General features: G+C 72.6%; 17 protein-coding genes. 15 read left to right on the top strand and 2 right to left on the bottom strand.

Annotated features, from left to right (window positions below; translation table 11 throughout):
• Positions 1 to 3: 3 nt before the first annotated feature.
• The 3 genes from murD to ABD223_RS06605 all read left to right on the top strand — a co-directional run bounded on the left by murD (position 4) and on the right by ABD223_RS06605 (position 3,855).
• The gene (gene murD, locus ABD223_RS06615) at positions 4 to 1,374 is read left to right on the top strand and encodes a UDP-N-acetylmuramoyl-L-alanine--D-glutamate ligase (RefSeq protein ID WP_344035009.1); all 1,371 of its coding nucleotides are present in this window, start codon (positions 4 to 6) and stop codon (positions 1,372 to 1,374) included.
• Between the two features lie 80 nt (positions 1,375 to 1,454).
• Positions 1,455 to 2,900 carry a putative lipid II flippase FtsW gene (ftsW, locus tag ABD223_RS06610; protein WP_344035008.1) on the top strand — a complete coding sequence of 482 codons (1,446 nt, stop codon included), beginning with the start codon at positions 1,455 to 1,457 and terminating at the stop codon, positions 2,898 to 2,900.
• Positions 2,901 to 3,246: 346 nt separating this feature from the next.
• Positions 3,247 to 3,855: a hypothetical protein gene (locus ABD223_RS06605; protein WP_344035007.1), complete on the top strand. Its 609-nt coding sequence runs from the start codon at positions 3,247 to 3,249 to the stop codon at positions 3,853 to 3,855.
• A gap of 170 nt (positions 3,856 to 4,025) precedes the next feature.
• Here ABD223_RS06605 and ABD223_RS06600 read toward each other — a convergent pair whose 3' ends face one another.
• Both ABD223_RS06600 and ABD223_RS06595 read right to left on the bottom strand, forming a co-directional pair.
• A complete protein-coding gene (locus ABD223_RS06600) occupies positions 4,026 to 4,562 on the bottom strand; it encodes a hypothetical protein (protein WP_344035006.1) in 537 nt (178 codons plus the stop codon).
• The gene (locus tag ABD223_RS06595) at positions 4,559 to 5,149 is read right to left on the bottom strand and encodes an RNA polymerase sigma factor (RefSeq protein ID WP_344035005.1); all 591 of its coding nucleotides are present in this window, start codon (positions 5,147 to 5,149) and stop codon (positions 4,559 to 4,561) included. The genes ABD223_RS06600 and ABD223_RS06595 overlap by 4 nt, the downstream gene beginning before the upstream one ends.
• A 279-nt stretch (positions 5,150 to 5,428) precedes the next feature.
• Here ABD223_RS06595 and murG point away from each other — a divergent pair, with 279 nt between their 5' ends.
• From murG to ileS, 12 genes are all read left to right on the top strand, one after another.
• Positions 5,429 to 6,547, top strand: coding sequence for an undecaprenyldiphospho-muramoylpentapeptide beta-N-acetylglucosaminyltransferase (gene murG, locus ABD223_RS06590; protein WP_380645728.1), 1,119 nt, complete (start codon positions 5,429 to 5,431; stop codon positions 6,545 to 6,547).
• 94 nt (positions 6,548 to 6,641) lie between these two features.
• The gene (gene murC, locus ABD223_RS06585; RefSeq protein WP_380645726.1) at positions 6,642 to 8,039 is read left to right on the top strand and encodes a UDP-N-acetylmuramate--L-alanine ligase; all 1,398 of its coding nucleotides are present in this window, start codon (positions 6,642 to 6,644) and stop codon (positions 8,037 to 8,039) included.
• Positions 8,036 to 8,758 carry a cell division protein FtsQ/DivIB gene (locus ABD223_RS06580; RefSeq protein WP_344035001.1) on the top strand — a complete coding sequence of 241 codons (723 nt, stop codon included), beginning with the start codon at positions 8,036 to 8,038 and terminating at the stop codon, positions 8,756 to 8,758. The genes murC and ABD223_RS06580 overlap by 4 nt, the downstream gene beginning before the upstream one ends.
• Before the next feature lie 94 nt (positions 8,759 to 8,852).
• Positions 8,853 to 9,350 carry a DinB family protein gene (locus ABD223_RS06575; RefSeq protein ID WP_344035000.1) on the top strand — a complete coding sequence of 166 codons (498 nt, stop codon included), beginning with the start codon at positions 8,853 to 8,855 and terminating at the stop codon, positions 9,348 to 9,350.
• Between the two features lie 208 nt (positions 9,351 to 9,558).
• Positions 9,559 to 10,893, top strand: coding sequence for a cell division protein FtsZ (gene ftsZ, locus ABD223_RS06570; protein WP_344034999.1), 1,335 nt, complete (start codon positions 9,559 to 9,561; stop codon positions 10,891 to 10,893).
• 232 nt (positions 10,894 to 11,125) lie between these two features.
• Positions 11,126 to 11,830 carry a peptidoglycan editing factor PgeF gene (gene pgeF, locus ABD223_RS06565; protein ID WP_344034998.1) on the top strand — a complete coding sequence of 235 codons (705 nt, stop codon included), beginning with the start codon at positions 11,126 to 11,128 and terminating at the stop codon, positions 11,828 to 11,830.
• A gap of 95 nt (positions 11,831 to 11,925) precedes the next feature.
• Positions 11,926 to 12,624, top strand: a complete 699-nt coding sequence (locus ABD223_RS06560; protein ID WP_380645724.1) for a YggS family pyridoxal phosphate-dependent enzyme — start codon at positions 11,926 to 11,928, stop codon at positions 12,622 to 12,624.
• 72 nt (positions 12,625 to 12,696) lie between these two features.
• The gene (locus tag ABD223_RS06555) at positions 12,697 to 13,314 is read left to right on the top strand and encodes a cell division protein SepF (RefSeq protein ID WP_344034996.1); all 618 of its coding nucleotides are present in this window, start codon (positions 12,697 to 12,699) and stop codon (positions 13,312 to 13,314) included.
• A 20-nt stretch (positions 13,315 to 13,334) separates the two neighbouring features.
• Positions 13,335 to 13,625 (top strand): YggT family protein, encoded by a 291-nt coding sequence (locus tag ABD223_RS06550; RefSeq protein WP_344034995.1) that lies wholly within the window; start codon positions 13,335 to 13,337, stop codon positions 13,623 to 13,625.
• A 51-nt stretch (positions 13,626 to 13,676) separates the two neighbouring features.
• The gene (wag31, locus tag ABD223_RS06545) at positions 13,677 to 14,495 is read left to right on the top strand and encodes a DivIVA-like cell division protein Wag31 (protein WP_344034993.1); all 819 of its coding nucleotides are present in this window, start codon (positions 13,677 to 13,679) and stop codon (positions 14,493 to 14,495) included.
• A 28-nt stretch (positions 14,496 to 14,523) separates the two neighbouring features.
• Positions 14,524 to 15,069 carry a hypothetical protein gene (locus ABD223_RS06540; RefSeq protein ID WP_344034992.1) on the top strand — a complete coding sequence of 182 codons (546 nt, stop codon included), beginning with the start codon at positions 14,524 to 14,526 and terminating at the stop codon, positions 15,067 to 15,069.
• Positions 15,070 to 15,543: 474 nt separating this feature from the next.
• Positions 15,544 to 18,660 (top strand): isoleucine--tRNA ligase, encoded by a 3,117-nt coding sequence (ileS, locus tag ABD223_RS06535; RefSeq protein WP_344034991.1) that lies wholly within the window; start codon positions 15,544 to 15,546, stop codon positions 18,658 to 18,660.
• The last annotated feature ends 235 nt before the right edge of the window (positions 18,661 to 18,895 follow it).

Raw genomic sequence — 18,895 nt, 5'->3', positions numbered from 1 at the left:
CGCGTGGGTTCCCTGGCTGGGCGCGACGTCCTGGTCGCCGGGGCCGGCGTCACCGGCCGGTCCGTGGTGGAGGCGCTGCTGGCGGCGGGGGCGTCGGTCACCGTGACCGACGCGTCCGCAGACCGCCTCGCCGCGCTGGAGCAGCTGACCCCCGGCGTCGCCCTGGCGCCCGGCCTGACCGCGCCGCCCGCGGGCGTCGACCTGGTGGTGACCAGCCCCGGCTGGCGGCCCGGCGCCCCGCTGTTCGCGGCGGCGGCCGAGGCCGGGGTCGAGGTGATCGGCGAGGTCGAGCTGGCCTGGCGGATGGGCCTGGAGCTGGCCGACCCGCCCGCGTGGCTCGCGGTGACCGGCACCAACGGCAAGACCACCACGGTCGGGATGCTGGAGTCGGTGCTCCGCGCGGCCGGCATCGACGCGGTGGCGTGCGGCAACGTCGGCCTGCCCGTGGTGGACGCCCTGCTGGCGGGCCACCGGGTGCTGGCGGTCGAGCTGTCGAGCTTCCAGCTGCACTGGTCGCCGTCCGTGCGGCCGTTCGCCGGGGTGCTGCTCAACCTCGCCGAGGACCACCTGGACTGGCACGGCGGGTTCGAGGAGTACGCGCGGGCCAAGGCCGGCGTGCTCACCGGCGAGGTCGCGGTCGGCAACGCGGACGACCCGGTGGTGGCGGAGCTGCTGGCCGGCGCGCCCGCGGCGACCCGCGTGGGGTTCACCCTCGGCGAGCCCGCGGAGGGCCAGCTGGGCGTGCGCGACGGGCAGCTCGTGGACCGGGCGTTCGGCCACGGCGCCGCGCTGCTCGGCGTCGACGAGGTCCGGCCCGCCGGTCCGCCCGGGATCGCCGACGCGCTGGCCGCCGCGGCGCTCGCGCGGGCCCACGGCGTGCCCGTCGAGGCGGTGGCCGCCGGCCTGCGCGCCTTCCGGCCCGCCGCCCACCGCGCGGAGCCGGTCGCCGAGGTGGGCGGGGTCGTCTACGTCAACGACTCCAAGGCCACCAACCCGCACGCCGCCGAGGCGTCGCTGCGCGCCCACGACAGCGTGGTGTGGATCGCCGGCGGGCTGCTCAAGGGCGCTTCGGTGGACGAGCTGGTCCGCACCCAGGGCCACCGGCTGCGCGGCGCGGTGCTGATCGGCGCGGACCGCGAGGTCATCGCCTCGGCGCTGCGCCGCCACGCGCCGTCCGTGCCGCTGGCCGTGCTCGACGACGCGACCATGGCGGACGTCGTGCGCGCGGCCCGCTCCCTGGCCCGGCCGGGTGACGCGGTGCTGCTCGCGCCGGCGGCGGCGTCGCTGGACATGTTCGACGACTACGTCCACCGCGGTCGGGCGTTCACCGAGGCGGTGCGCGAGCTGACCGGGACCCGCCGGACCGGGCCCTAGCAGATGGTGATCGTCGTCGCCTTGGGCGACACGCCGCGAATCAGCGGCTCCACCGCACCCGTCCGGGAGACCATGGGTCCATGACTGCGGTGGAACAGCGGCCCGCGCGCGCGGGCAGACCACGGCGGGCGGGTCGCGCCGTCGCGGTGCGCACGTCGTTGACCGCGTGGCTCGGCCGCCCGCTCGCGGACTTCCACCTGCTGCTCGCGATCTTCGGCATGTTGACCGCGATCGGCCTGATCATGGTGCTGTCGGCGTCCGCGCCCGACGCGGTCGCGGTGGGCGAGTCGGCGTACAGCGTGTTCAAGAAGCAGCTGCTGTACGTCGGCGTGGGCGCGGTGATCTTCCTGGTCGTGCTGCGCGTGCCGCTGCGCGCGGTCCGGCACGGCAGCACCATGGCGATGCTGGTCAGCGTGATCCTGCTCGGCCTGGTGCTCACCCCGCTGGGCACGTCGATCTACGGCGCGCAGTCGTGGTTCAAGGTCGGGCCGGTCTCGTTCCAGCCGATCGAGCCCGCCAAGCTCGCGCTGGCGCTGTGGGGCGCGCACGTGCTGGTCACCAAGCGGGCGCTGCTCAACCAGTACCGGCACCTGCTGGTGCCCGTGGTGCCGGTGGCGTTGCTGCTGTTCGCGCTGGTGATGCTGCAACCCGACCTCACCGGCACGATCACCCTCGGCGTGGTGCTGATGAGCCTGCTCTGGTTCGTCGGCGCGCCGATGCGGCTGTTCGGCGTGCTGGTCATCGCCGCGGTGAGCGGCGCGGTGGTGCTGGCGATCACCGCCGCCTACCGGCTCGACCGCCTCCAGTCGTTCCTGAACCCGGAGGACGACCCGACCGGCGGGGGCCTCCAGGCGACGCAGGCGCTGTACGCGCTGGCCGAGGGCGGGTTCTTCGGCAAGGGCCTGACCAACGGCAGCTCGAAGTGGCGCTATTTGCCCAACGTGCACAGTGATTTCATCTTCGCGGTGATCGGCGAGGAGCTGGGCTTCATCGGCTGCCTGCTGGTGCTGGGGCTGTTCGGCCTGCTCGCCGTGGTCGGCCTGCGGATCGCCGCGCGCAACACCGACCCGTGGATCCGCATGGTGTCCGCGACGCTGACCGTGTGGCTGGTCGCGCAGGCCGCGATCAACATCGGTTACGTGGTGCAGTTGCTCCCGGTCACCGGCATCACGCTGCCGATGATCTCCTCCGGCGGCACGTCGGTGGTCACCACCATGGTCGTGTTCGCCATCCTGGCCAGCTGCGCCCGCCACGAGCCGGAGGCGGTGGCCGCGCTGCGCTCGCTGGGACCGGGCCGGGTCGGCGGCGTGCTGAAGCTGCCCGCGCCCGAGGCGTACAAGCCGCCGCCCCGCCGCCGCCCGTCCCGGCCCTCCACGCCGCCCCGCGGGCGCAAGGCCGCGCCGCCGCCGGTGGACGAGAGGCGGATGGCCGGCCGTCACGCTCCGCCGTCGGAGTACCGTCGTCGCGAATCCCGCAAGGCCGGCCAGGACCGGGACGTGCGGTCGCGCCGCCGCGACGGCCGCTGAACCCGGCTTTCGGCGGCGGACCGGCGCGCATTCGTCGGAAAGCATTTCCGCAATGATCGGGCTGTGCCGCGCGCACCGCAAAAATCGGTGCGCGAGCCTGTCCCATCATCCCATGTCCACGGCGGGTTCCGTGCTGGTCGAGTGATTCCGTGGTGTTTCTTCGACCTGATCGGACTATTTCGTGGGTATGTAAACACCGCTGATACTTGTCGCGCCGGAAGTTGGGGTCGGGGGTCATTCAACCAGTGCTCCGGCGCCGCTCTGACCGTGATGAACAGGGCGGTGATCGTTCTTCTTGGTCTGTTCTCCCCAACCATTTCCGCTGAATGCGCAGGAGTGTGAAAACATGCAGACGAACCGAAGAAAGAAGATCACGGCCGCGTTCGCCGGGCTCGTGCTCGGCCTGGCCTGGGTGGTCTCCGCCCCGACCGCCTCCGCGACCGGGTCCAAGCCCGCCGCGGCGACGGCCACGGGCAACCACTGCACCATCTCCGTGGACACCAAGGCGGTGAGGTGCTTCGCCACCATCACCGAGTCGATCGCCCACGCCACCGGCGGTCGGGTGACCGACGCGCCCGCCGACGTCCTCGCCGCCGTCACCGACCCCGACGTGACGGCCAGGATCAACGGCGGCGGCCCCGGCGCGCTGGCCGTGCTCGGCATCCAGTACTACCTGGCGAACTACGGCAGCTACTCGTTGGCCGTCAACGGGCCCGACGTCGGCTGCGACCTCCCGGTCGACCCGCCGGAGTACTACGTCGCCCCGCTGCCGGACTTCACGTCCACCGGCGGCATCAACTGGAACAACAACATCCGGTCCTTCCAGGCGTACTCCGGTTGCTACCAGTTGATGTTCGACGACTCCGCCTGCACCGCCGCGATCTACGGTTGGGCCGGTTCCGCCGCCGACCTCGGCGCCGCCAACGACCGCACCGAGTGCATCTTCTGGTCTTAGTCGTCTTCTGGTCTTAATCGTCCGGTGGGTCCCCGGGGAGAATTCTCCCCGGGGACCCACCCGCGCCCGTCGGTCGTCCCGGTCGAGGCTTCGGCGGACGGCTACACCGCCCTTTCCCGGTCATTTCCGTCGAATTCCGCGACGCGCGTGCCACCGGACGCGGAACCCGTTCAGCTGTCGAGTTCCCCCAGCTCCGGCAGGCCGAGCCGCCCGCAGAGGCCCGGACCGCCCGGGAACACCCCGGCCACCCCGTCCGACACCACGCAGGCGGCCAGCGGCGGGATCGCGCGCCGGGCGAGGGGCGGGCCGGCTTTGGGGTCGTGGCCCCCCGGCGCCACCTGGGCCGAGGCCGGGCCGGCGGTCAGCGCGCCCACGCCCCACAGCTCGGCGCACAGGGCCACCGCCTCGTCGGCGACGTCGGCGGGCTTGCCCTCCAGGGTGACGCCCACCGCGTCGCTGCGGTGACCCCCGGGGTCGGCCTCGGTGTAGCAGCGGACCTGCTCGCGGACCGCGGCCGGCTGGGTCGCGACGTAGGCGGCCACGGCGACCCCGCCGGACAGCGCGCACAGCACCACCGCGCCGGGCACCGCCCAGCGAACGGCCCGGCGGTCCGGGCCCGTCCGCTCGGCGACCTCGGCCACCAGGTGCCTGCCGCGGGCGTCGAGCCGGTGCGGCGCCATGGGGATCTGGTCGAAGGGCTCGGTCATCGCAACTCCCTTTCCAAGGTGGCGGGCCGGTCGAGCAGCGCGCGCAGGTGCCGGCGGGCCCGGTTGAGCCGGGAGCGGACGGTGCCGACGGGGACCGCCAGGGCGATCGAGGCGTCCTCGTAGCTCAGGCCCGACCACGCGCACAGCGCCAGCACGTCCTGCTCCTCGCGGCGCAGTCGGTGGTAGGCGGGCAGGATCGAGGCCATCTCCACCTCGGCGTCCACGCGGAGCGCGGCCACCTCGGCCGGGTCCGCCTCGTCCACGACCGGGGGCAGCCGGGTCAGCGCCCGCTCGTACCGCCGCAGCGCCCGCACGTGGTTGCGCACCACGTTCGTCGCGATGCCCAGCAGCCACGGCAGCACCGACCCGGTGGCCGACGGCCGCAGCCTGCCCCGCTGCCGCCACGCCTCCAGGAACACCACCGAGGTCAGGTCCTCGGCCGTGCTCCAGTTCCCGGTGCGCCGGAAGCAGTGGTTGTAGACGGCGTTGGCGTGCCGCCGGAACAGCGCGCCCATGCCCGCCGCGTCGCCCGCGGCGGCACGGCGCCACAGCGCCTCGTCGGTTTCGACGGGCTCGACTGGGTCCATAGTCCACTCATGTCCGCTCGGCCCGGTGCGGTTCCACCCGGCGCCGGGTGGAACCGCCGCCGGGTTCGGCGCGTCGACCCCGGACCGCTCGCCTTGGACCGCTCGCCCCGGACCGCTCGCCTTGGACCGCCGGCCTGGGATCGTGCGCCTTGGACCGCCGGCACTGAGTCTCGTCGACCCGGGCGCACCCGGGCAGGTGTGGTTCCGCAGGGCGCCCCGCGCCGCCGTTGCTAGGCTCGGCGCGTCGAGTGGACGAGATCCCGACGAGATCCCGCAGCCCTGGAGGTTCCCCTGTCCGGCGATCGGCTTGTCCCCAACGGACCGTGCGTGGTGGTCGCCGGAGGCGGCACCGCCGGGCACATCGAGCCAGCCCTGGCCCTGGCCGACGCGGTCATGCGGCTGAGGCCCGACGCGCGCGTGGTCGCCCTGGGCACCGAGCGCGGCCTGGAGAGCAGGATCGTGCCCGCCCGCGGCTACCAGCTGGAGCTGATCCCGCCGGTGCCGATGCCGCGCAAGCCGTCACCGGACCTGCTCAAGCTGCCGCTGCGGGTGCGCGGCGCGGTCAAGCAGACCCGTGACGTGCTGGAGCGCGTCGGCGCGGACGTGGTGGTCGGCTTCGGCGGCTACGTGGCGCTGCCCGCCTACCTCGCCGCGCGCGGCCGGGTGCCGATCGTGGTCCACGAGGCCAACGCCAAGGCCGGCCTGGCGAACAAGGTCGGCGCGAAGTTCGCCGAGCGGGTCGCGGCCGCCGTGCCCGACTCGGGCCTGGCGGACGCCGAGGTCATCGGCATCCCGCTGCGCCACTCGATCACCACGCTGGACCGGGCGGCGCTGCGGCAGCGGGCCCGCGCCCAGTTCGGCCTGCACCCGACCGCGCCGACGCTGCTGGTGTTCGGCGGCTCCCAGGGCGCGCGGTCGATCAACACCGCGGTGGCCTCGGCGGCGCCGGCGTTCGCGCGGGCCGGGATCGGCGTGCTGCACGCGCACGGTCCGAAGAACACCGTGGCCGTCCAGTCGGTGCCGGGCGCGCCGCCGTACGTGCCGGTGCCCTACCTGGAGCGCATGGACCTGGCCTACGCGGCCGCGGACGCCGTGCTGTGCCGGTCGGGCGCGATGACCGTGGCCGAGGTGTCGGCGATCGGCCTGCCCGCGGTGTTCGTGCCGCTGCCGCACGGCAACGGCGAGCAGGCGCTCAACGCCGGCGCCGTGGTGTCGGCGGGCGGCGGCCTGCTGGTGCCCGACGAGGAGCTGACCCCGGAGTGGGTCGCGGCGAACGTGGTGCCGCTGGTCGCCGACCGCAACCGGTTGGCCGCGATGACCGCGGCGACGCTGAGCACGGGTCACCGCGAGGCCGACGAGGTGCTGGCCCGCATCGTGCTGGAGGTGGTCCGGAAGTGACGGCCCCGGTCGGCGGCCGTTCGAGCGCGAGGGGGATGGTTCGGTGAGCGACGTGTTGGAGCGGGTGCACCTGGTCGGCATCGGGGGCGCGGGCATGAGCGGCATCGCCCGCATCCTGCTCGCGCGCGGCGCGCAGGTGTCCGGCTCGGACGCCAAGGACTCGCGCACGGTGCTGGCGCTGCGCGCGCAGGGCGCGGCCGTGGCGGTGGGCCACGACGGCGCGCACCTCGACCAGCTGCCCGGCGGGCCCACCGCGGTCGTGGTGTCCACCGCGATCCGGGAGGACAACCCGGAGCTGGTCGCGGCCCGCGAGCGCGGGGTGGCGGTGCTGCGGCGGGCGGAGGCGCTGGCCGCGCTGATGGAGGGCCACCGCGTGGCCTGCGTCGCCGGCACGCACGGCAAGACGTCCACCACGTCGATGCTGACCGTCGCGCTCCAGCACTGCCGGCTGGACCCGTCGTTCGCCATCGGCGGCGACCTGAACGAGTCGGGCTCGAACGCGCACCAGGGCACGGGCGGCGTGTTCGTCGCCGAGGCCGACGAGAGCGACGGCTCGTTCCTGTCCTTCTCGCCGTCGGTCGCGGTGGTGACCAACGTGGAGGCCGACCACCTCGACCACCACGGCACGCCCGAGGCGTACGTGGGCGTGTTCGACTCGTTCCTGGAGCGGATCGAGCCGGGCGGCGTGCTGGTGGCCTGCGCGGACGACCCGGGTTCGGCGGCGCTGGCCGAGCGGGCCGCGAAGCTCGGCATCCGGGTCCGGCCCTACGGCCGCACCGCGGGCGGCCCGGGTTCGGCGCGGCTGGTCGACTACCGGCCGGAGGAGGTCGGCGGCCTGGTCCGGGTCGAACTGGCGCCCGTCGCCGGTGTCGCTGCCGGTGCCGCCGCTGTCGCCTCGGCCGAGGACGTCCAGGTCGTGGACGTGCGGGTCGCGGTGCCCGGCGAGCACATGGCCGGCAACGCCGTCGCGGCGCTGCTGGCCGCGCTGGAGCTGGGCGCGGACCGGGACGGCGTGCTGGAGGGCCTGGCCGCGTTCGGCGGGGTGCGCAGGCGGTTCGAGTACAAGGGGCGCGCCGCGGGCGTGCGGGTGTACGACGACTACGCCCACCACCCCACCGAGGTGTCCGCGCAGCTCACCGCGGCCCGCCCGCTGACCGGCGAGGGCAAGCTGGTCGTGGTGTTCCAGCCGCACCTGTACTCGCGGACCCGCCTGTTCGCCGACGAGTTCGGCGCCGCGCTCGGCCTGGCCGACGAGGTCGTCGTGCTCGACGTGTACGGCGCGCGCGAGGACCCGCAGCCGGGCGTCACCGGCGGCACGGTCGCCGAGCGCGTGCCGCTGGCCGAGGGCAAGGTGCACTACGAGCCGTCGTTCGACCGGGTGCCCGCGCTGGTCGCGGGACTGGTCGGGGACGGCGACGTGGTCGTCACCATGGGCGCGGGCGACGTGACGGTGCTCGGGCCGGAGATCATCGGGGAGCTGGACCGCAGGTGAGCACGAAGACGGCGCGTCGCCGCCCGCGGCCCGCGCCGCGGCGGCGCCCGTCACGCGCGCCGTCCCGGCGCACGGTGCTGCGCAGGCGGCTGGTCGCGGTCCTGGTCCTGGTGGTCGTCACCGCCGCCGTGTGCGCGGTGTGGTTCACACCCGCGCTCGGCGTCCGCGAGGTGCAGGTGCGCGGCGTGGCGGAGCTGACGACCGCGGAGGTCGTCGAGGCCGCCGCGATCCGGCCCGGCGCACCGCTGGCCCGGTTGGACGGCGGCGAGGTGGCCGAGCGCGTGCGCGCCCTGCCGCGGGTGGCCGACGTGCGGGTGGAGCGGGTCCTGCCCGGCCTGGTGCGGCTCACCGTGGACGAGCGGGACCCCGTGGGCGTCGTCAACGGGTCCGACGGCGCGCACCTGGTGGACGCCACGGGCCGGGACTACGCCACCGTGGCGCAGCCGCCGGCCGGGTTGCCCGAGCTGAAGGCGGCCGGCGACGCGCTGGCCGCGGTAGTGGCCGTGGTCACGCAGCTGCCGGAGGCGTTGCGGAGCGAGGTCCTGGTGGTCTCGGCCGACTCGCCCTCGGGGGTGCGGCTGACCCTGAGCGCCGGCCGCGAGGTCCGCTGGGGCTCCGCGGACGACACGCCGCGCAAGGCGGCCGTGCTGGACGTGCTGCTGACCCGGAAGGGGACCGTGTTCGACGTCTCCAGCCCGCAGCTGCCGACCGCGTCGTGAGGTTCCCCCGGTGAATCCCGCCACACCCGCGCACTCGGCCGACCCGGCCACACCGGCCACACCGGGCGGCGATACTGCCGACGTGACAGGGGAGATGAAGGACGATCGCGTCGAGGTGCCGTTCACGGGGGACGAGCGGACCCTGCTGACCGCGTTCCTGGACTACTTGCGCGGGACGATCGGGTTCAAGTGCGCCGGGCTGTCGGAGGAGCAGGCGCGGCGCGCGGTGCTCCCGTCGCAGCTCAACACCGCCGCGGGGGTGGTCAAGCACCTGCGGTGGGTGGAGAACTACTGGTTCCGGGTGGTGCTGTGCGGGCAGCCGAGCGAGGCGCCCTACACCCAAGAGGACCCCGACGCGGATTGGCGCGTCGAGCCGGGTGAGACGATCTCCGGTCTGCTGGCCGACTACGCTTCGGAATGTGCGGCGAGCCGGGAAGTCGCCGCGGGGCTCGACCTCGACCACGAGGTGGCGTTCCGCGGTGGTCGGATTTCCGCGCGCTGGGTGCTGATCCACATGATCGAGGAAACGGGTCGGCACGCGGGGCACCTGGACGTGGTGCGGGAACTGCTCGACGGCGCGACGGGCGAGTAGTGACCGCTCACCCGGTCAGGACACAACACGGCGTGGCTGCTGGACCGAGGCATTCCCGATGCATAACGTCCAGCAGGAACATACGGGGTTGACATAACTCTCCACCTCTGGTTGAGAGTTTCAATCCGGGTGGTGATCCGTCCGGGTGTGACACCGGTGGTCATCCACTCCAGCACATGAGCACGGACACGATCAGGAAGGCGGACCGATGACGCCCCCGCACAACTACCTCGCGGTGATAAAGGTCGTCGGCATCGGCGGTGGCGGCGTGAACGCCGTGAACCGGATGATCGAGGTCGGGCTCAAGGGCGTCGAGTTCATCGCGGTGAACACCGACGCGCAGGCTCTGCTGATGTCCGACGCCGACGTGAAGCTCGACATCGGCCGCGAACTGACCCGCGGCCTCGGCGCCGGAGCCAACCCGGAGGTCGGCCACAAGGCGGCCGAGGACCACCGGGAGGAGATCGAGGAGGTCCTCAAGGGGGCCGACATGGTGTTCGTCACCGCCGGCGAGGGCGGTGGCACGGGCACCGGCGGCGCGCCCGTGGTGGCCTCGATCGCCCGCAAGCTCGGCGCGCTGACGATCGGCGTGGTGACGCGGCCGTTCTCGTTCGAGGGCAAGCGGCGCGCCAAGCAGGCCGAGGAGGGCATCCAGGCCCTGCGCAACGAGTGCGACACGCTCATCGTGATCCCGAACGACCGGCTGCTCCAGCTCGGCGACATCGGCGTGTCGCTGATGGACGCGTTCCGGTCGGCGGACGAGGTGCTGCTGTCCGGTGTCCAGGGCATCACCGACCTCATCACCACGCCGGGCCTGATCAACCTGGACTTCGCCGACGTGAAGTCGGTCATGTCCGGGGCGGGCAGCGCGTTGATGGGCATCGGCTCGGCGCGCGGCGAGGGCCGGGCGGTGACGGCCGCCCAGAAGGCCATCAACTCGCCGCTGCTGGAGGCGTCCATGGAGGGCGCCCACGGCGTGCTGCTGTCGATCGCGGGCGGCAGCGACCTGGGCCTGTTCGAGATCAACGAGTCCGCGTCGCTGGTGCAGGAGGCCGCCCACCCGGACGCGAACATCATCTTCGGCACGGTCATCGACGACTCGCTCGGCGACGAGGTGCGGGTGACGGTGATCGCGGCCGGCTTCGACAGCGGCGGGCCGACGCACAAGAAGCTGGAACCGCAGGCGCTGGCCGGCTCGCAGCGCGGCAACCCGGTCGTCTCGGCGACGGCGGGTGAGCTGTCCGCGCCGCAGGTGCAGCAGCCGCCGCCGGTGGCGGCGCAGCCCACCGTGCCCGCGGTGCAGCCGGTGACGCCCGTGCAGCCGGTGTCGTCCGTGGAGCCGACCCAGGTCGTGCCGCAGCGGCCGACCGTGCCGCAGCAGCCGCAGGGCAACGGGGCGCCCTACGCGCCGCCGACGCCGCCGGCCGTGCCGCGCTCCCTGTCGCCGGGCCTGCCGACCAGCGGCAGCCTGCCCAACCGGGCCGTGCCGGTCACCGACGACCCGGACGACGAGGTCGACGTCCCGCCCTTCATGCGCCGCTGACCCCGCGCCCCCGGGCCCCCGAGCACCGCTCGGGGGCCCTTCGCGTGTCCTCCACTCAGGCATCGCGTGTCCTCCACTCAGGCATCGCATGTCGTCCAGTCCGGCACTGCGTGTCGTCCGGTCCGGATTCGCGGACCCTGCGTGTGGTGGTTTGAGCGGTGGGTTCGCGGTGTCCGAGTGGAGGACACGCGGTGCCGGAGTGGAGGACACGCGGGTCTGGGAAGCTGGTGGGGTGCGGATCCGTCGTGTTGTGACCACGCGTGAGGGTGGCGTGTCGAAGCCGCCGTATGAGTCGTTCAACCTGGGTGACCGGGTGGGGGACGACCCGGCCGCGGTGGCCGCCAACCGGGAGAGGTTGGCCGAGGGCGTCGGGTTGGGCGCCGGGCGGCTGGTGTGGATGGAGCAGGTGCACGGGAGGACGGTCGGCGTCGTCGACGGGCCCGTGGACGAGCCGTTGGAGGCGACCGACGCCGTGGTCACCCGGGAGCCGGGGTTGGGGCTGGCCGTGCTGACCGCCGACTGCGTGCCGGTGCTGATGGGCGACCCCGAGGCCGGGGTCGTCGCGGCGGTGCACGCCGGGCGGGTCGGCGCCCGGGTCGGCGTGGTGCCCGCGGCGCTGGCGCGGATGGTCGAGCTGGGCGCGGAGCCGGGGCGGGTCGAGGTGCTGCTGGGGCCCGCGGTGTGCGGGCAGTGCTACGAGGTGCCCGCCGCCATGCGGGCGGACGTGGAGAAGCACCTGCCGGGCAGCGCGAGCAAGACCCGTGGCGGCAAGCCGGCGCTGGACCTGCGGGCCGGGTTGTGGCAGCAGCTGGCCGACGCGGGGGTCGGCAGGATCGGAGTCGACCCGCGCTGCACGGTGGAGGAGAGGTCGCTGTTCAGCCACCGGCGGGAGCCGGGTACCGGGCGGCTCGCCGGGGTCATCTGGGTGGAGGCGTGAGCGAGGGCGTGGAGGCAGTGGAGGCCGCGGAGGGGGAGGCCGTGGAGGTTGCGGAAGGAGAGGGCGTGGAAGGCGGGGGAGTGGAGCTCGGGAGCGTGGAGCGGCGCGAGGAGTTGGCGTTGTCGCTGGCCGAGGTGCGCGCCCGGATCGCGAGGGCCTGCGCCGCCGCCGGGCGGGACGTCGCCGAGGTCGGGCTGCTCGCGGTGACCAAGACGTTCCCGGCCGAGGACGTGGCGGTCCTGCACGACCTCGGGCTGACCGAGTTCGCCGAGAACCGCGACCAGGAGGCCGGGCGGAAGACCCGCGAGTTCGCCGAGCTGCGGCCCGGCGCGCAGGTCCGGTGGCGCATGGTCGGGTCGCTCCAGCGGAACAAGGCCAGGTCGGTGCTGCGGTGGGCCGACCGGGTCGACGCGGTCGACTCGACCCGCCTGGCCGACGCCCTCGCCAAGGCCGCGACCGAACCGGTCGAGGTGCTGCTCCAGGTCAGCATCGACGGGGACGCGGCGCGCGGCGGCCACCCGATCGGTGACCTTCCGCGACTGGCCGATCACGTAGCACGATCGAGTGAACTTATTCTGCGAGGTGTGATGACCGTCGCACCCCTCTCCATGTCTCCACGGCAGGCGTTTGCTGCTCTGTACGAAGCGGTAACCCGCTTGCGGGACGATCATCCCGATGCCACCGTTGTCTCGGCGGGGATGAGCGGTGACCTGGAAGATGCCATTGCGCACGGATCCACGTGCGTGCGTGTCGGAACAGCGTTGCTGGGCAGCCGGAGACTAGCCTCGCCGTAACTGTCCGGAACCTCTGGGACGGCCGCGACGTCCTTGCGGGTAGGGATCATCGGCGGAGGAAGGGCTCGACCCATGAGCGGGTTTCACAAGCTGAAGGCCTACTTCGGGATGGTTCCCGCCGAGTACGCCGATGACCCCGACGCCTACGACGGTGACCGCCGGTACTCGGACTACCGGGCCGACTACGCCGAGCCCGAGGACTACGAGCCCTACCCCGAGCAGCGCAACAACCGCCGTCGCTCGTTCAACGGTTACCGTGCGGAGTTGGAGGAGGCGGACGACTACGAGCCCGATCGCGGCGCCCGGCCACGTCGGCCGTGGAGCCCGGAGACCCACGGCGCGCTGGCCGTCGAGCCCCAGCGCGAGCCGGTGAACAGGCCGCGCCCGGCACCCGAGCCCGCTCCCCACCAGCTGGGGCGCATCACCACGCTGCACCCGCGCAACTACAACGAGGCGCGGACCATCGGCGAGCACTACCGCGACGGCACCCCGGTGATCATGAACCTCACCGACATGGACGACGCGGACGCCAAGCGGCTGGTCGACTTCGCGGCGGGCCTCGCGTTCGCGCTGCGCGGCTCGATCGACAAGGTCACCAACAAGGTGTTCCTGCTCTCACCGCCGAACATCGACGTCACTGCGGAGGACCGGAGGCGCCTCGCGGAGGGCGGGTTCCTCAACCGCGACTGAGGGGTGGCACAGTTGACGGTGTGGATGCCCTCTGGCTCGTGGTCTACTACGTGTTGTTCTCGTTCTGGGTGCTGCTCACGGCGCGTGTCGTCGTGGAACTCGTCCGCAGTTTCGCCAGGGGCTGGCGGCCTGCGGGCGGGGTCGCCGTGGCCCTGGAGACCGTCTACACGGTAACCGATCCCCCGGTCCGCCTGCTGCGTCGGCTCATCCCGACCGTGCGGATCGGCGGCGTCGGTCTGGACTTGTCCATTATTGTGCTGTTGCTGGTCGTTATCATTCTGATGCGAGTAGCCGATCCCAGGCCGTTGTGAGGGGACAGGGTCCAGGGATCTCCACAGCCCAGGAGTGCGTGAGGTGATCTGATGCCGTTGACCCCCGCGGACGTGCACAACGTCGCGTTCAGCAAGCCGCCGATTGGCAAGCGGGGCTACAACGAGGACGAGGTGGACGCGTTCCTCGACCTGGTTGAGGGCGAGTTGGCCCGCCTGATCGAGGAGAACAACGACCTGCGCCAGCAGGTCGAGCAGCTCGACCAGCAGGTCGAGACTGCGCGTGCCGACCTGGAGGACGCGCGGGCGAAGATCGCCGCGGGTGTCGGTGGCCCCAGCCGGGTCGTCGACGAACCCCGCAGGCTCGCCCCCGTCCCGCCCCCCTCTGCCCTGGAGCAGACCTCGCCCGGCGGTGGTGGTGACCACCACGTGCAGGCCGCCAAGGTGCTCGGCCTGGCCCAGGAGATGGCCGACCGGCTCACCGGCGAGGCCAAGGCCGAGGCCGACGGGATGCTGTCGGAGGCGCGGACCAAGTCCGAGCAGCTGCTGTCCGAGGCCCGCGCCAAGGCCGACACCATGGTCAACGAGGCGCGCACGCGTGCCGAGACCATGCTGAACGACGCGCGGACCCGTGCCGAGACGCTGGAGCGGCAGGCGCGGGAGAAGGCGAGCGCGCTCGACCGCGACGCGCAGCGCAAGCACGCCGAGGTGATGGGGAACATCACCCAGGAGAAGAACACGCTGGAGAAGCAGATCGACAAGCTCCAGACGTTCGAGCGCGAGTACCGGACGCGGTTGAAGACCATGCTGGAGTCCTCGCTGCGCGACCTCCAGGACCGCGGCCCGGCCGCGCCGTCCGACGGTCGTCAGCAGGGCGGTTACACCTTCGGGGCACGTGCCGAGGCGGGCTGATCGGCGTCGCTGATCTAGTCTGCTGCACGTGCTGTACGTAGTCCTGCTGCTGGTGCTGGTCGCGCTGGGCCTGCTCGTGCCCGCGCTGACCAGCACCCAGACCCACTGGGCCTGGTTGTCGGTGGGTGCGAGCGGGGCCGCTGCCGCGGTCCTGGTGCTCGACTGGTGGTCTCGCCGCCGGTCGGGCGCCGGGGCCGCACCGGTCCCGGTGGTCGCTTCGGCGGTCCCGGGCCCAGGCCCGGTTCCCGGCGGCTCCGGCGCTCCTGCCGGGGACGACCCGTCCGGTGGTGGTTCCCGGGCCGGGGACGAGCCGGTCGGTGACCAGCAGGTCGAGCCCGGTGAAGAGGACGCGGACGCGGCGGATTCGCTCGTCGTGGCCGACCTGACCGACGAGGTCAGGGTGCTCGACGAACGGCCCCGCTACCACCTGGTGGACTGCTCCTGGCTCGGGGTGCGGGACTCGCTCGCGCTGCCGATCGACGAAGCCCGCCGGTTGGGGTTCACGCCCTGCGCGGTGTGCGCGCCGGACGCCTCGCTGGCGGCTCGGCACCGGGCCGCCGACGAGGCGTCGTAGGGCTGGTCGCAGGGCTGGTCGCAGGGCTGGTCCGTGAACCTCGGGGTTGGTCCGCGAACCTGTCGATCAGCTGTTGAGCGTCACGCGGGCCCGGAAGGCGGGCGCGCCGCAGCGCTGTTCCATCTCGATCGAGTGAACGGTGAAGCCGCCGTGATCATCGCCACACCCGAAGCCGTTCGAGGTGACGCGGAAGCCCCGGGTCGTGCCGGCCTCCCGAGGCCCCGGCCCCATGGGGAGAACTTCCCGATGCGGTTCGGCTACCCTGGTCGGTAGCACGGCGTTGACCCGGCCATCACCGGTGAGCCTCCGGAAGAACGGGCGCCAGCCCCAGTAGAACCGGACGGGTGCGGCCCGTCACAGCCGCTGAACGAGAGGCCAGTGCCTTCGCGCCCTGGCAAGCGAGGTGGTACCGCGGTGCGCCCGGAAGGGCGTGTCGTCCTCGTGAGCCGGTTGCACGCGAGCGAGGAGCGCACGATGGCCTACCCGAAGGCGGGCGAGGGTTCCGTACCCGCCCAGCCGTCCTTCCCCGCCCTGGAAGAGGGCGTGCTCGACTTCTGGAAGTCCGACGGGACGTTCCAGGCGTCGGTCGACGCCCGCCCGGCCGGTGACAACGGGTCCAACGAGTTCGTCTTCTACGACGGCCCGCCGTTCGCCAACGGCCTGCCGCACTACGGCCACCTCCTGACCGGGTACGTCAAGGACGTCGTGCCGCGCTACCAGACCATGCGCGGCAAGCACGTCGAACGCCGGTTCGGGTGGGACACCCACGGCCTGCCCGCCGAGGTGGAGGCCGAGAAGCAGCTCGGGTTCTCGTCCAAGAGCGAGATCGAGGCGTTCGGCATCGAGAAGTTCAACGACGCCTGCCGCACGTCGGTGCTCCGGTACACCGACCAGTGGCGCGACTACGTGACCCGGCAGGCCCGCTGGGTGGACTTCGACAACGACTACAAGACGCTCGACCTGGACTACATGGAAAGCGTCATGTGGGCCTTCAAGACCCTGTGGGACAAGGGCCTGGTCTACGAGGGCTTCCGGGTGCTCTGGTACTGCTGGCGCTGCGAGACGCCGCTGTCCAACACCGAGACGAAGATGGACGACACCTACCGGTCCCGGCAGGACCCGGCGGTGACGGTGGGCCTGCGCCTGGAGACCGGCGAGCTGGCCCTGGTGTGGACGACCACCCCGTGGACGCTGCCGTCCAACCTCGCGGCCGCCGTGCACCCGGACGTGGACTACGTCGTGGTCGAGTCGGGCGGGGAGAGGTACCTGCTGGCCGAGGCCCGGGTGGCGGCGTACGCGCGCGAGCTGGGCGAGGAGCCGCCGGTGGTGGCCCGCTACCGCGGGTCCGAGCTGGTGGGGCGGAAGTACCGGCCGCCGTTCGACTTCTTCGCCGGCCGGGAGAACGCCCACCAGGTGCTGGCCGCCGACTACGTCACCACCGAGGACGGCACGGGCGTCGTGCACATCGCCCCCGCCTTCGGCGAGGAGGACAAGGCCGTCACGGACGCTGCGGGCATCGACGTCGTGGTGCCCGTCGACGCGCACGGCCGGTTCACCTCCGAGGTGCCCCCGTACGAGGGGTTGCAGGTCTTCGAGGCGAACAAGCCGATCATCCGGGACCTGCGCGAGGCTGGCCTGCTGCTGCGCCACGAGACCTACGACCACCCGTACCCGCACTGCTGGCGGTGCGACAACGCGCTGATCCAGCGCGCGGTGTCGTCGTGGTTCGTCGCGGTGTCGCGGTTCAAGGACCGCATGGTCGAGCTGAACCAGCAGATCAACTGGGCGCCCGAGCACATCCGCGACGGCCAGTTCGGCAAGTGGCTGGAGAACGCCCGCGACTGGAACATCTCGCGGAACCGGTTCTGGGGCTCGCCGATCCCCGTGTGGGTGTCGGACGACCCGGCGTACCCGAGGGTCGACGTGTACGGCTCGCTGGACGAGCTGGAGCGCGACTTCGACGTGCGGCCGACCGACCTGCACCGGCCGGTCATCGACGCGTTGACCAGGCCGAACCCGGACGACCCGTCGGGTCGGTCCACCATGCGCCGGGTGCCCGAGGTGCTGGACTGCTGGTTCGAGTCCGGGTCGATGTCGTTCGCCCAGGTGCACTACCCGTTCGAGAACCGCGAGTGGTTCGAGGACCACTACCCGGGCGACTTCATCGTCGAGTACAACGGGCAGACGCGCGGGTGGTTCTACACCATGCACGTGCTGGCCACGGCGCTGTTCGACCGGCCGGCGTTCCGGAACTGCGTGGCGCACGGGATCGTGCTGGGCGACGACGGGCAGAAGATGTCCAAGTCGCGCCGGAACTACCCGGACGTGAACGAGGTGTTCCAGCGGGACGGGTCCGACGCCATGCGGTGGTTCCTCATGGCCTCGCCGATCCTGCGGGGCGGTGACCTGGTGGTCACCGAGCGGGGCATCCGGGACGCGGTGCGGCAGGCCGTGCTGCCGCTGTGGAACTCGTGGTACTTCCTGGCGCTGTACGCGAACGCCGAGGGCGTCGAGGGCACGTGGCGGACGGACTCGCCGCACGTGCTGGACCGGTACGTGCTGGCGAAGACCCACGACCTGGTCGTCTCGGTCGGCGGGCAGCTGGACGCGTACGACGTGTCGGGCGCGTGCGCGTCGATCCGGGACTTCCTGGAGGTGCTGACCAACTGGTACGTGCGGCGGTCGCGCGACCGGTTCTGGGCCGGCGACCGGGACGCGGTCGACACGCTGCACACGGTGCTGGAGGTCGTCTGCCGGGTGGCCGCGCCGCTGCTGCCGCTGACGACGGAGGCGGTGTGGCGCGGGCTGACCGGTGGGCGGTCGGTGCACCTGGCCGACTGGCCGGTGGCCTCGGACCTGCCCGAGGACGCCGGGCTGGTCGTCGCGATGGACAAGGTGCGGCAGGTGGCGTCGACGGCGTTGTCGCTGCGCAAGGCGAACAAGCTGCGGGTCCGGTTGCCGCTGGCCTCGCTGGTCATCGCGTCGGAGGACGCCGGGGTGCTGGAGCCGTTCGCGGAGGTGCTGCGCGACGAGGTCAACGTGAAGTCGGTGTCGTTGACCACGGACGTGGACGCCCACGGGCACTTCCAGCTGGCGGTCAACGCGCGTGCCGCCGGGCCGAGGTTGGGGCCCGAGGTGCAGAAGGTCATCAAGGCGGTGAAGGCCGGGGACTGGGCCGAGGTCGACGGGCGCGTCGTGGCGGCCGGGGTCGAGCTGTTCCCGGAGGAGTACGAGCAGCGGCTGGTGGCCCGGGATGCCGGCGCCACGGCGGCCCTGCCCGGCAATTCCGGGTTGGTGGTGCTGGACACCGTGGTGACCGGGGAGCTGGCCGACGAGGGGTTGGTGCGCGACCTGGTGCGGTTGGTGCAGCAGGCCCGCAAGGACGCCGGGTTGGACGTGTCCGACCGGATCTCGGTGGTGCTGGGGTTGCCGGATGGCGGGGTTGAGGCGGCGGTGCGGAAGTTCGAGCCGTTCGTGAAGTCGGAGACGTTGGCGGAGTCGGTGGAGTACGCGGCTGGGTCTGGTGCTCTTGGTGTTGAGGGTGTGGTGGGAGAAGGGCAGAAGGTGCGGGTCGCGGTGACCCGGGTCTGAGCTTGGTTGACCTTTGGGCTGGCTTTCTGGGCTGGCTTTCTGGGCTGGCCCCGGCTCGATTTGACATGGGGCCCTTACGAGTGCCGGAGGCAGGCCGCAGCCGGCAGGCACGGCGGGGAAGAGCGTCCCGCCGAGCCTGCCGGCTCCGACCAGCCTATGGCACTCGAACCCATGTCAAATCGGGCCTCGTCGGCCCCCTCCGGTCCCGTTCTACCCGCGTGTCGTCCAGTCGGAC

Origin of the sequence: Saccharothrix xinjiangensis (assembly GCF_039527585.1) — a bacterium.
Classification (GTDB): domain Bacteria; phylum Actinomycetota; class Actinomycetes; order Mycobacteriales; family Pseudonocardiaceae; genus Actinosynnema; species Actinosynnema xinjiangensis.
This window is presented reverse-complemented; position numbering and strand designations above follow the sequence as displayed.

What these genes read in the sequence shown, in the direction of transcription:
- ABD223_RS06555 (WP_344034996.1), top strand. Translation starts at nt 12,697, where the DNA reads ATGAGCGGGTTTCACAAGCTGAAGGCCTACTTCGGGATGGTTCCCGCC.
- ABD223_RS06605 (WP_344035007.1), top strand. Translation starts at nt 3,247, where the DNA reads ATGCAGACGAACCGAAGAAAGAAGATCACGGCCGCGTTCGCCGGGCTC.
- wag31 (WP_344034993.1), top strand. Translation starts at nt 13,677, where the DNA reads ATGCCGTTGACCCCCGCGGACGTGCACAACGTCGCGTTCAGCAAGCCG.
- ABD223_RS06600 (WP_344035006.1), bottom strand. Translation starts at nt 4,562, where the DNA reads ATGACCGAGCCCTTCGACCAGATCCCCATGGCGCCGCACCGGCTCGAC.
- ABD223_RS06575 (WP_344035000.1), top strand. Translation starts at nt 8,853, where the DNA reads ATGAAGGACGATCGCGTCGAGGTGCCGTTCACGGGGGACGAGCGGACC.
- ftsW (WP_344035008.1), top strand. Translation starts at nt 1,455, where the DNA reads ATGACTGCGGTGGAACAGCGGCCCGCGCGCGCGGGCAGACCACGGCGG.
- ftsZ (WP_344034999.1), top strand. Translation starts at nt 9,559, where the DNA reads ATGACGCCCCCGCACAACTACCTCGCGGTGATAAAGGTCGTCGGCATC.
- murC (WP_380645726.1), top strand. Translation starts at nt 6,642, where the DNA reads ATGAGCGGCATCGCCCGCATCCTGCTCGCGCGCGGCGCGCAGGTGTCC.
- ABD223_RS06595 (WP_344035005.1), bottom strand. Translation starts at nt 5,149, where the DNA reads ATGGACCCAGTCGAGCCCGTCGAAACCGACGAGGCGCTGTGGCGCCGT.
- ileS (WP_344034991.1), top strand. Translation starts at nt 15,544, where the DNA reads ATGGCCTACCCGAAGGCGGGCGAGGGTTCCGTACCCGCCCAGCCGTCC.